Annotated in this window: 13 protein-coding genes; 3 read left to right on the top strand and 10 right to left on the bottom strand. The window is 70.2% G+C overall.

What is annotated here, in order from left to right:
• Window positions 1–100 precede the first annotated feature (100 nt).
• From IEZ06_RS24435 to IEZ06_RS24415, 5 genes are all read right to left on the bottom strand, one after another.
• On the bottom strand, window positions 101–592 hold the full coding sequence (locus tag IEZ06_RS24435) for a hypothetical protein (protein WP_229798616.1): 492 nt from the start codon (window positions 590–592) through the stop codon (window positions 101–103).
• 91 nt (window positions 593–683) lie between these two features.
• Complete coding sequence (locus IEZ06_RS24430) at window positions 684–1,502, bottom strand: alpha/beta fold hydrolase (protein WP_189239011.1); 819 nt, start codon at window positions 1,500–1,502, stop codon at window positions 684–686.
• Window positions 1,503–1,584: 82 nt separating this feature from the next.
• Window positions 1,585–1,944: a hypothetical protein gene (locus IEZ06_RS24425; RefSeq protein ID WP_189239010.1), complete on the bottom strand. Its 360-nt coding sequence runs from the start codon at window positions 1,942–1,944 to the stop codon at window positions 1,585–1,587.
• Between the two features lie 209 nt (window positions 1,945–2,153).
• The gene (locus IEZ06_RS24420) at window positions 2,154–2,456 is read right to left on the bottom strand and encodes a DUF397 domain-containing protein (protein ID WP_189239009.1); all 303 of its coding nucleotides are present in this window, start codon (window positions 2,454–2,456) and stop codon (window positions 2,154–2,156) included.
• Window positions 2,457–2,479: 23 nt separating this feature from the next.
• Window positions 2,480–3,310, bottom strand: a complete 831-nt coding sequence (locus IEZ06_RS24415) for a helix-turn-helix domain-containing protein (RefSeq protein ID WP_268245624.1) — start codon at window positions 3,308–3,310, stop codon at window positions 2,480–2,482.
• 216 nt (window positions 3,311–3,526) lie between these two features.
• Here IEZ06_RS24415 and IEZ06_RS24410 point away from each other — a divergent pair, with 216 nt between their 5' ends.
• Together IEZ06_RS24410 and IEZ06_RS24405 are read left to right on the top strand one after the other, a co-directional pair.
• Window positions 3,527–3,844, top strand: a complete 318-nt coding sequence (locus IEZ06_RS24410; protein ID WP_189239007.1) for a hypothetical protein — start codon at window positions 3,527–3,529, stop codon at window positions 3,842–3,844.
• Window positions 3,841–4,326 carry an ATP-binding protein gene (locus IEZ06_RS24405; RefSeq protein WP_189239006.1) on the top strand — a complete coding sequence of 162 codons (486 nt, stop codon included), beginning with the start codon at window positions 3,841–3,843 and terminating at the stop codon, window positions 4,324–4,326. Before IEZ06_RS24410 ends, IEZ06_RS24405 begins: the two co-directional genes overlap by 4 nt.
• 19 nt (window positions 4,327–4,345) lie before the next feature.
• Here IEZ06_RS24405 and IEZ06_RS24400 read toward each other — a convergent pair whose 3' ends face one another.
• A complete protein-coding gene (locus IEZ06_RS24400; protein ID WP_189239005.1) occupies window positions 4,346–4,630 on the bottom strand; it encodes a hypothetical protein in 285 nt (94 codons plus the stop codon).
• 88 nt (window positions 4,631–4,718) lie between these two features.
• Between IEZ06_RS24400 and IEZ06_RS24395 the strand changes: the two genes are divergently transcribed.
• The gene (locus tag IEZ06_RS24395; RefSeq protein WP_189239004.1) at window positions 4,719–5,162 is read left to right on the top strand and encodes a hypothetical protein; all 444 of its coding nucleotides are present in this window, start codon (window positions 4,719–4,721) and stop codon (window positions 5,160–5,162) included.
• Window positions 5,163–5,187: 25 nt separating this feature from the next.
• On the opposite strand, the gene IEZ06_RS24390 is transcribed toward IEZ06_RS24395, so the two are convergent.
• From IEZ06_RS24390 to IEZ06_RS37285, 4 genes are all read right to left on the bottom strand, one after another.
• Window positions 5,188–7,152, bottom strand: coding sequence for a DUF6571 family protein (locus IEZ06_RS24390; protein WP_189239003.1), 1,965 nt, complete (start codon window positions 7,150–7,152; stop codon window positions 5,188–5,190).
• A gap of 371 nt (window positions 7,153–7,523) precedes the next feature.
• A complete protein-coding gene (locus IEZ06_RS24385) occupies window positions 7,524–8,459 on the bottom strand; it encodes a CU044_5270 family protein (protein ID WP_189239002.1) in 936 nt (311 codons plus the stop codon).
• Window positions 8,456–8,818 carry an RNA polymerase sigma factor gene (locus tag IEZ06_RS36605; protein ID WP_268245623.1) on the bottom strand — a complete coding sequence of 121 codons (363 nt, stop codon included), beginning with the start codon at window positions 8,816–8,818 and terminating at the stop codon, window positions 8,456–8,458. The genes IEZ06_RS24385 and IEZ06_RS36605 overlap by 4 nt, the downstream gene beginning before the upstream one ends.
• Before the next feature lie 91 nt (window positions 8,819–8,909).
• Entirely contained in the window at window positions 8,910–11,384 is a 2,475-nt protein-coding gene (locus tag IEZ06_RS37285) for a hypothetical protein (protein ID WP_189239001.1), read from the bottom strand.
• Between the last annotated feature and the right edge of the window lie 63 nt (window positions 11,385–11,447).

Here is an 11,447-nt window from a genome sequence, read left to right as displayed (position 1 = left end):
CATGCCTCACATCGTATCAGTTTCCGTGTGAGCGGCGGGTTTCGGCCGGTGGCCGTAGACGTCGAATCGCCCTGGCGGCGATTCGCCTTTCCCTGCCCCGCTACGCGGGAGCTTCGTTTCCTCCCCAGCCTGAAGGCCGGGGTATCCACGAAGGAGGCCCCATGATGAAGCGCATCAGCGAGGCCTCGTCCGCCAGACGCGTGCGGTTCACCACCCACCGGGTCCTCCCGTCGTCGGCCCAGCTGTACGGCTTGCCGTACGGCCGGGCCACGCACCGCCTGGCGTCGGCGAGCAGCTTCCTCATGGCCGTCCTGGCCGCCTTGGAGTTCCGGTGGATCACGAGTTGCTCGCCGGAGTGCGAGGGCGCGCTGGTGTCGTGGGTGATCGTGCGCACGGCTGAGCGGTCCGCCGTCGTGGCGCGCTTGTGTCTGCACGGGTTCAGCAACAAGGGCTGGTCGAGCCTGTCGCTGATCTTCCACCACTCCTCGCCCTTCTCCTCCTCCGTCTGGGGTGCACGGGCGGCTTTCTCACTCAGCAGGAAGTTCTCGGGGATCTGCACGGGGGCGAGGGCGAGGGACAGCGCGAGGACCATGATCATGCAGAGTTGGACGGGCGGAAGGCCCACCGGGTTCCGGCGGGCCGCCCGTCTGTCGTGAGGGCGTGAACCGGCGAGCGGGAGGGCCTCACCTCTCGGCGGCGACCCTGTCGAGCCACTCCAGCATCAGCGCGTCGAAGAGCTCCGGCTGCTCGAACTGGGCGTTGTGCCCGGCCACGTCGAGCACCGCGTAAGTCGCCCGCGGGTAGTGATCAAGCAGCGCGAACGCGTCCGCGTAACCGACCACGTGGTCCTGACGGCCGGCGATGATCACGGTCGGCCGGTCGAAGCTCCGGCTCTCCGAGGGCTCCGGGTCCAGCAACCGGTTCGGCGCGATGCGCTCCAGCGCCGCCGCGTCGGCGCAGTCGAGGCCGACCATGATCTCGTCGCGGAACCGGCGCAGGGTCTCCGGGGTCTGCACCACCGCCATCTCCGCGAACTCCTCGGCGAGCCGCGGCTCCGCCGAGGCGAGCAGTCCGGGGTCGGGCCGCAGCACCTGGAAGTCCGGGAGGACGCGCTCGGTGACGCCCAGCCTGTCGGCGACCGGGCAGATCAGCGCCAGTCCCAGCACCCGCTCCGGCCGCAGCCCCACCAGGGCGCGGGCCAGGTAACCGCCGTACGACTCGCCGGCCAGCAGGAACGGCTCGTCGCCGAGGACGTCGTCCACGAAGGCCAGCACGGCGTCGAGCAGGTCGGCGGCGCTCGTCACGGAGGCCGGAGCCGCCGACTTCCCCATGCCCGGCAGGTCGGGGTAGAGCCGCCGGTATCCGTCACGCCGGGCGAAGACCGGCTCCAGGCAGCCGAGCATCAGCCGGTGGTCCGGCGTCCAGCCGTGCAGCGCCAGGACCGGGGTGCCGGTCCCGTGCTCCACGAAGTGCAGCGGCGCGGACGTACGTACCGGCGACATGACCGACCTCCGATGATCTTGCAGTTGATTCCGCCGCATCCTGCCACAGCCCACCGACAGACCCGCGGAGCCGGTCCCGCGCCTATTCCCATCCGCGCAGGTCTGCCACGTAGCGGTCATGGGCGGCGGCCTCCCACTCCTCCATGGAGGAGTGCCTGCCACGGCAGTAGCGGCCGACCAGATAGGCCAGGAAGGCCTCACATTCGGCGTCGTCACGCAGGCGCAGGCCCGGATCCCCGCTCCCGGCACGGAGCAGGTGGCCTTCGCCCGGCTCGGCGGTCAGGGCGACCTCGCCGCCCCGCCGCTCCCGGCGGGGCGACCGCACGGCCAGGTAGGCGGCGTAGACGTACCGGTAGGCGAACTCGTCGTGCGCGTCGTGGAGCCGGTCGAGCCAGGAGCCGATCTCGTCGTCGGCCGCCTCCGGGCCGGGTCTCGTTCCCATCGCCCCATTTTGGCCGCCGGTCGGCGAGAACGGCGTTCCCCAGGGCGGACATGACGGCGGGGGAGCCGAACCGCCGCAGTCGGCCGTCACCGTGACTGCTGCGAAACGACCCGCCCGATCACACGTCCGGGCCGTACCGGGACGGGTACGGCCCGGACCTCGTGATGTCCGGCACCGCAGGCCGCACGGTGGCCGTACCTCCGTGATGATCAGTCCTGATCGTCGAACTCGCCGTTCTTGACGCCATCGACGAAGGCGTCCCATTCGGACGGCGTGAAGGCCAGCACCGGCCCGTCGGGGTCCTTGGAGTCCCGGACCAGGAACAGCCGCTCGGCATCCGCCTTATGCCCGGCCACCGCCGGAGCCTCGTCAACGACCGTGACCTCGACACAGTCTTGAGCCGCACCGCTGCGGCTACTCTTGCGCCAGACACCGACCTCGACGCAGTTTTGGCCGTTGCCGCTAAGTAAGCTCTTCCGCCACTTCACTTGAGACAGATCCGGCATGGGCATCCCATATCTCCTTCCGGAAGTGATCACTCGAACTGGACAACCGTCTCCGTAATGAAGCGGCGAGAATTGTCCGGATCTAGCGCCTTAGCCCGTAGATGGTCAAAAATCATTGTATATCGGTGAACATCCGTCTCTCGTTCTATGTAGAGGCTTCCAGTGAAGTTCTCCATGAACACCACATCTGGATCAGCCGGCTCAGGAAACTCCATGATCTCGAACGCACCATTCGTGCCCGGATGGACTCCCACAGCGAACGGCAGAACCTGAACGGTGACGTTGGGCAGGTCAGCCACATCCAGGAGCCGGTCGAGCTGAGATCTCATCACGGCAGCTCCACCGACCGGACGCCGGATGATGGCTTCGTCCAGCACGACCCAGAGCCGCAGAGGCTCATCCTGGACAAGAAGTTCCTGCCGGGCCATGCGAACCTCGACTCGACGCTCGATCTCCCCCGGCGACGAGATGAACAGAGCGGAACGAATGACTGCACGGGCGTAGTCCTCAGTTTGGAGGATGCCAGGTAGGACAGTGGGCGCAAAGCTACGCATTGAGGCGGCCTCGGCTTCGAGACCGATGTAGGTGGTGTACTCCGCAGGAAGATCACCATACGCCTGCCACCAGCCCTTCTTCCGGGCGTCCTTCGCAAGGTCGATCAGCTCGCTGTATTTCTCGGAGCCGACCGCGTAGAGGTCGAGAAGGCGCTCGGTGTCCTTGAGTCCCACCCGGACTCGAGCCGTCTCGATCCGCGAGATCTTCGTTGCTGACCAGCCAAGCCGTTCACCAACTTCTTCCATGGTCAACTGAGCACGCTCTCGCAGACGACGCAACTCAGACGCCAGGCGTCGCCTGCGCACCGTAGGACTTGCAGCCTGCCTCACGATCAACCCTCCTTTGACCTGGAACCAACAGTAGCGGCTCGGCAACAGAAAGTGTTGAAGTTAACTTCCGAGCAATTTGCCAATCCTGTTGCATGGCACCCAACTCCGTTGCATGCTCTAGGCACACGTTAGATCACTATCCGTAACCATCGAGGCCGGTGTGATCTGGGCCGACGAAAGGCAAGCGATCAGATGAGAGCGCGTGATCTTCAAGGGTGGGGCAGCCAGTTGGTGGAGCTGGCCTGGGAGTTGAACGAGCTGGGGTTCGACTCCGTGGTGCGGCTCCCTCCCGCCGGGAGGCCGAGCGTGGAGATCTTCCTCCCTCCGGGCCGGCGGCCCCGGGCCGCCATGGCGCAGCGCGGCCGTACCTCCGTCTTCACCTGGGAGCGGACCCGTCACCGGCCGCCGTGCGACCGGCGCCGCCGCGACCCGCAGACCCTCGATCGGCCCCGGCGCGGCCGCAGCACGATGCGGGCGGCGGCGGAGCGCATCCTGGAGGCCGTACGGTGACCGCGCCCCGGCTGCTGGGACAGGCCGACCTGCCCGGTGAACTCGCCGCCGTGCCCCGGGCGAGACGCTACGTGCGAGGCCTGCTGGACGGCACCGGCCACGCCCGGACCGACGACGCCCTGCTGCTCGTCACCGAGCTGGTCGCGAACTCCGTACGGCACTCCGACTCCGGCCGGGTGTCCGGCGGACGGGTGAGCGTGGCGGTCATCGAATGGGATGGAACGCTCCACATCGACGTGATCGACGCGGGCTCGGCCGACAGCCTGCCCCGGATCCGCACGGACGCCTGCGCCGAGAGCTGCGGCGGCCGGGGCCTCTGGCTGGTCCGGGAACTGGCCACCACCTGGGGCTGGTACGGCGTCCCGGCCGGGCAGGTGGTCTGGTTCCAGCTCGCGGAGGACCCCGATCCTTCCCTGCCCTGTGGGCCGCCGGGCAGGGTCGTCCAGACCGGCCCGCTCCTGGCCGAGGGGTCCGGCCGCTGAACGGCGGCCGGGGAGACGATCAGTCGCGGCCGGCGGAGGCTTTCGCCGGAACGGCGCGGAGTTCCTCCTCCACGGTGTCGATGAGGGCCTGGGCCGCCCGGCGGAGCCGTACCCGGCGGGCGCTGAGGTCCTCGGCGAACCTCCGGGCCGTCGGGCCGACCCAGACGGACCGGCCGGTGAACTGCCCGTGGGCGGGGTCCATCGCCGCCTCCAGGATCGCGACCCGCGTCCTGAGCTCCGCCAGGGTCTGCTCCAGGAGCCTGCGCCGGGCCTCCGAGGCCGTTCCGTCCAAGGGGTGACTCACGACCATTCCTCTGCTCAGGCGGGACACCGGACCGATCTGTTGGACATTATTAGATCTACAGGAAATGCGGCCAGGCATGGAGGGCTTCATGGCACGTTTCGTACGGCAGGGCGTCCTGATCTGCGCGATGACGTTATTGGCGGTTTCCGGCTGCGCCGAAAAAGAACCCACCGCCGCCGAGGCGGGCGAGACCCTGAAACTCCACATCACCGAGCTGATGAAGCAGCGCCACGCCTTGGACGTCAAGATCACCGACCCAGGCGAACGTGACATCCCTTGCGGAGAGGGCAGGGCGAAGCGAACCTTCGCGGCCACAGGCAAGGATTCCGCCCCGCAACGCAAGCCTGACGGGCTCAACGACCTTCTCTTGGGGGCGCTTTCCCGGGTCGCGCCATACGAGATCATTGAAGATCACGGAAATGGACCTATCAAGCTCGCCAACAATGAATACAACACGGTGATCATCCTGGATTCCCCCGCCGATGGACAGTACGGGGCTCGAGGGGAGACCGAATGTCTTCCGATCTCATGATCCGGTCGGCCTTCGAGATCACGCCCTATCTGTCGAAGGCCAGGCCCCGCTCCCTACCTCGCTGATTACGACTTTCGAACGAGTCCGCCATGTCGCTGGCCAGCTTTCCTACCGAAAGGTTGTCAGAGCCGCCCATACCGTTGAGGTCGGCCCACTTCTCGAAAGCCACGAGGCCCTTGTTTCCTTGCTTGAGCAGGTCGGAGAACGGCCGGAGGTTGCCCTCCGCATCGGCGATGGCGACGCCCGGCGGACAGGCTGCCTGATATTCGGCGGGTGTCACCTTCGGCTTGAAGCCGTTGGCCATGAGCGTCTGCACGATCGCGTGCTGGCGGCCGAGCGTCACTTCCCCATCGTTCTTGTCCAGCTTTTCCACCCGCTTCTCGTCCTCAGGTAAGAACGCGTCCTTGCCGGAGAAACCCGTGCTCAACGCCAGCCAGGCCAGCTGTCCGGGCACCGTCTCGAAAGCCAGACCGCCCACCCCGAGCCCCAAGTCGAGGGCGAACCCCTCGAGTTTCTTCGCCTGCTCATCCAGAGCGTCCAACTCGCCCCGCACTTTCTCGGCGGCGGCGACCTCAAAGCCCCGGACGTTGCCCAGCGCCTTGTACACACGGTCCAGATGCTCGACGTCTCCGGTCTTCTTGGTCGCCGCAGCCGCATCAGCGATCAGGTGCTGGGAGAACCGCCCCAGCCCTTCCTCGAACGGTTTGAGGTTCTCGTCCGTGTCGGCGAAGGTCTTCAGGAACTTGTAGGCGTCCTGCGGGTTCAGGGTGAAGGCCGACTTCAGGCCCAGGGACGAGGTGGTCGGCTTGAGGGCGCTCGGCTCGGTCATGTTGGCGTCACCGATGTTCGCGCCCTCGGTGATCTCCGTGGTGTACGCCCCGGCCAGCTCCGACAGGTGCACCCGGGCCGCCTCCGGCACCTTGAGGTCGCCGAACGTCGTCATCACCGTGAAGGCGAACGCCGCCGCCTCCCGGCTGTGCGCGCCGTCCCTCTCGTCGTACGCCCCGGCCGCGGCGGCCAGCATCCGCCCGAAGGCGTCGCCCCTGGCGTCCTCCGAAGGGCCGTTGAGCACCTGGCCGTTGAACGCCTTGAGATACTCCCTCAGCTTCTTCTGGTCCTTCGTGTACGGCCCGGCCGCCTTCTCGATCGCCAGCCGGGCCGCCGCCGGGTTGTTGCCCAGCGCGTACATCAATCCCGTGGAGACCTTGCGCGGGTTCGCCAGCCCTCCCCAGGCCGCCGCCACCCCCGTCAGCCACTCGGCCGGGAACTCCCCCGCGCTCAGCAGCAGGTCGGCGCCGGCCCGTTCCTCGCCCGGCTGCGCACGCCGTACCGCGTCCCTGATCTTCGCGAACCCCGGGACGTGCGCCCCGCCCGTGACCGCGCTGCCGAACGCCTGGCTCAGCGTGCGCAGCGCCGGCTCGTCGGGGTCGGGCGGGCTGAGCGGCGCCCGGAACGTCTTGGTGTGCAGGCCCTCCCGCAGCAGCAGCGGGAGCTTCAGCGTGCCCTCCGTGCCGAGCGCGGCGAAGAAGGCCGCGGTGAAGTCGGCGTCGTGCTTGTTCTTCTCCAGTTCCGCGACGACCCGGGCGTACCGGTCGGAGTCCGCGTGGTGGTCCCAGAAGCCGACCGGCCCGATGTCCGCGAGGCGCTCGCCCAAGGCCGTGCCCTGCTTGCGGGAGTCCGCCGGGGAGCGGTAGGCGCCCTCGTCGAAGGCGACCAGCGCGGGGCGCTTCCCCCAGGTCGGCAGCGCGTTGGTCGCGCGGGCGATCTCCTGGCGCCGCCGCAGCCCCGGCAGCTCGCCGTCGATCCAGTCCGCGATCTCCCCGATCGGCCGCAGCCCGTCCGCCGGCACCCCGGCCGCCGCGAGCAGCTGCCGGATCCGCTCCGACTGCTCGCCGATCACGTCCCGGCCCCGCTCCAGCGCGGAGACGAACTCCAGCATCAGCCCCGGATCGATCCCCGCGAACTCCGCCGATGACGGCCCCGTCCTCACCGCTCCCGCCGGTCCAGACGCTCCTGCCCCTGACGCCCCCTGCGGGGTCTCTCCCGGTAACCTCGGTTCCATGATCCCCCTGGCCGCTTCCCGATCGCTCCGCCATAAGGCCGACCAAACACATCAAACCCCGAAAGGCGCGAACACGTCCCTTATAAACCGGCAATCCATATCCGCTGCCGGCAGACGAGCCCGGAGCGGTCGATGACCTCTCCGAAGACATCGACTGGTTCTCCGAGCACCGGGCCGACGCCAACCAGCATCTGCTGGAGGGCGAGTGACCGGCCCTTACCTGGTCGGCGGGGTCTACCTCGTCAGCCACAAGGCACTGCGCCTCATCCCCGAAGAGGATGGCGTCCCACCCGGCCGGGTCAGGGGAGCCGGCCGGGCTCGTCCACGATGCCGGCGCCGAGGACGGACATCGCCGAGGTCTCCTCACCCTGCACCACCTTCAGCCCCAGGTAGCGGTAGTCCCGGGCATCGAGGATGTAGACGCCCTTGCCTGCCGCTCCCAGGTCGAGCACGACCCCGACGCCGGTGCGCCCGTCGCCGTCGGTCGCGTTCTCCTCGATCGCGACGTTCGGGATCTTGGCCAGCGCCCGGTACATCGCGGCCGCCGTGTCCGGCGGGACCAGCGGGCCGTGGCTCATGTACCAGCCGATCGCGCCGAACACCTTCACGTCCTGCTCGGTCCCCGCCGGGCACCGCGGCGCGCAGATCGACAGCGGCGTCAGCTCCCGTTCCATGGCGCGGAAGTGCCGGAGCAGCGCGTCGGGGTCGGTGGGCAGCTCCCGGATCTCCCGCAGGGTCTTCCCGGGGTGCGTGGGGCCCCGCTCGGCGTCGGTGACCTTCAGCTCACCGCCCTCCTCGCGGACAGCGGTCCGGGTGCCGTCCAGCCTGTGCCAGCTCTCGTACGTCGGCAGGCCTCCGCCGGACATGTGCTGCGTCTGCTTCCGGTAGAACCACTGGTCGGAACGGGGCTCGGCGACCTCGGTCGCCGCGGCGGCCAGCGCGGCCCGCTCCAGCACGGTCGCGGCCGGGACCGGCTGGTGCGCCACCGCGGGCTGGACCTCCTGCACGTTGTTCTGCGTGAGCTGCCATGCGCCCGCGCCCAGAGTGCACGCCGTGGCCACAGCGAGTCCCCACCGAAGCCGTGGCCATGGCCGTGAGCGGTGACGGGGCTCCGCCGGCCGCCGCCCGGCCCGGATCTCCTCCATGCGCCGCTCCACACCGCTCAGGTCGTGCTGTTCGGGCACCTCCGCGCGCATCTCCTTCAACAGGCCGAACTCGTGGTCGATCTCCCTCATCGGTCTCTCCCTCCGTCCTCCGCCGCCGGGTCCAGCCCGCGCAGCGCGCGCCGCAGCGCGGACCGGGCCCGGTTGATCCGCGAGCGCACCGTCCCGACCGGAACGCCGAGCGCCCGCGCCGCCTCCTCGTACGTCAGCTCCGCCCACATGACCAGCAACAACGTGTCGCGATGCTTGCGGGACAACCCCGCCAGCGCCCCGGCCAGCCGCTGCCGCGCCGCGCTCGCCGTCACCCGCCGCTCCACCTCGTCGGTGAACGGCTCCACCACCGGATCCACCCCTGTGCGGCTCAGCGCCCGGTAAAGCGCGATCTCCCTGCGGCGGTGCTGGCCGATCAGGTTGGTGGTGATCCCGTACAGCCAGGAGCGCTCATCACCTCTCGTCAGGTCGGTGGTCCCCCTCGCAACCGGGGCCGGGGAGACGCCCCACCGGTCCGTGCGGGAACCGCGGTCAGGGCCCGGTGCGCCTCCGGTGCACGACCACGCCGTCCCCGCGCCCGGGATAGGCCATGATCAGCAGCCGCTGCGGGCCGGCGTGCTCCTCGCCCTTCCACGGGAGCCAGGCGTAGTGCACCCGGATCCGGTAGTCACCTGCCCTGCCGCGCAGGGCGAGGTTCGGATACTCCGGACCGCTCATCGGGTCGCCGAGCTCGATCATCCCGCCCGGGCTGCGGTAGCCCACCTCGACGACGTGCTGCCAGCCCCTGGTCTCCACGGGCGGGCGGCGCGGGTAGGTCTCGAGCGTGAGGCAGGTCGGCGCGTCGGAGTGGATCCGGACCATCAGATGGCCGGGGAGCCCGGCCACCAGCCCGTTCTCCTGCGCGCGGTCGAGCAGGCCGTCCCCGCTCGGGTCGCCGTCGGAGGTCTCCTCGTACGCCTCCAGCACCCCGTAGTCCGTCCGCACCGGCTTTCCGACCACCGTCGCCGACGCCGGCCGGATCAGGGGGCGGTGGCGGGGCGCCTCGTCGCACATGCGCTGCTGCTCCGCCTCCCACTCCCGCATCTCGCGTTCCTCCTCCGCCCTCTCCGCCCTGACCACCGCGTCGGCGGCCGGGCAGACCTCGTCGATGACGTACGTGAACTCGCGCACGTCGACGCCGTTCACCGCACGGACGCGGGCGATCTCCCCGGGGTCGTTCCGCGTGTATACGCCGCAGAGCCGGCGGCCGTACGCCAGCAGCTCCGGGTCGGACAGGTCCTGCCAGGACGGCAGCGTCTCCCCGGCGGCGCGCACCGCGCACACGAAGGTCAGCTCGTCGCTCAGCGGAGGAGCCTCGGCACGCCACCCGTACCCGTCGGTCGGCTGAAGCCGTCCGCAGTCGCCCTCGGTGGTGAACGGGCCGCGGGCGAGGTCCGCCGCGGGGAGCAGGCACAGCGCCGCCACCGTGACCGCGCACACCGCCGCCGTCCGGTACGGCGAGCGCCGGGCCGGGCCCCGGCCGTACCGCAGGAGCAGGATCAGCGCCGAAACGGTGCAGGCGGCGCTGTGCCAGAGCGGTGAGATGCCGAGGAAGGCCCCGCGATCCCACTGCTGCGCCCCCGGCGCGAACACCCAGTCCGGGTACGCCTCCGGGCCTCCGGAACCGAAGGAGACGTTGCTGATCACCAGCACGCCCGAGCCGGTGGCCTCCGGACCGGCAGGGGGGACGAACACGGTGACCGCTCCGATCACCGCGGCCAGGAGCAGCACGCCCGCCGCCGTCCGCATCAGGCGGCGGGTCCGGCGCACCACCGCGACCAGGGCCAGGAAGGCCAGGCCGCCGGCCCCGACGAGGAGGTCGGCGTAGAACCAGAGCAGCGAGAGCGGGTGGAGGGCGGGACTGCCGAGGAACCCGCTGACCGGTCCCTCCGGTCCGAGCCAGAAGGGGACCCCGCGGGCGAGACCGGCGAGCACGGGCAGCGCCGGCAGCACGACCGCCGCAGCCGCGAGCGGCCACCGTCCGAGCGGGGCCCGTACCTCGACCGGCCGCTCCCGGCGGGGCCCGGCTCCCGTGCCCCGCCCGCCGTCCCCACTCGATACGGCTCGCGTCTCCGATCCGGTCTCCGCACCCGGCGCGATCTCCTCCCCCCGCACGGCCCGCACGGCCCGCACGGGCGGCCCGGCGAGGTCGTGCGCGGAGCGGGCCAGCCAGACCGGGGTGAGGACGTGGGAGACGAGCGTGAGAGCGGCGGACACCATGAAGCCGAGGTCTCCGGAGGAGAAGCCCCTGAGCGAGCGTTCGGCGCCGGCGGCCAGCGGCAGGACGAGGAACGTCATCGCCAGGTCCGCGGCGCCGATCCGCACGGTGGTCCTGCTCCACCGGCCGTCCCGGCGCTGCGACACCAGGACCAGGACCGTCCACAGCGTCCAGGGCATCCCGTCCAGCAGCACGGACGTGAAGACCCCTCCCGCGGCGGACAGGCCGAGGGCCTCACACGCCTGCGCGCCGAGCGAGGCCGCCGCGGTGAGCGATCCCAGCGCGAGCACGGCGAACCGCAGCACCCCGGGCGACCCGGCCGTCACCCGGTGGAACAGCAGCACGAAGGCCAACTGCACCAGGCTCCACGAGAGGTCCACCCACCAGGGCGCCTCGAATCCGAGGAACCGGTAGACGAGCAGGTAGAGGGCCGCGTCCGCGTAGAACGTCCAGCGCAGCAGGCGGACGGCCCCCGCCCGCCGGACGCGGTCGCCGGCCGCCGGTCCGCGGAGGATCTGCCAGAGCGCCCAGCCCTGCACCGCCCCGGCCAGGACCAGCGGGAGCACCGACCAGCCCGCCATCTCCGATCCCGTCCACCCGCCGGAGGGGACCAGCAGCCGCCAGAGGAATCCGTCGTCTCCCGCCGCCGCGGCGGCACCGGCCACGACGACCGCGGCCGTGTAGCCGCCCGCGAGCAGTGCCGCCGGCCACCCGAAGCGGTACCGGCGGCCGAGACGAGGAAGGCGCACGTGTATCCCCTGGAGACAAGAAGGGTCAACCGAACAAAGCGCCCAACCCTAACGGGAACGTCT

Source organism: Planomonospora antibiotica (assembly GCF_014647955.1).
Taxonomy (GTDB): Bacteria; Actinomycetota; Actinomycetes; order Streptosporangiales; family Streptosporangiaceae; genus Planomonospora; species Planomonospora parontospora.
This window is presented reverse-complemented; position numbering and strand designations above follow the sequence as displayed.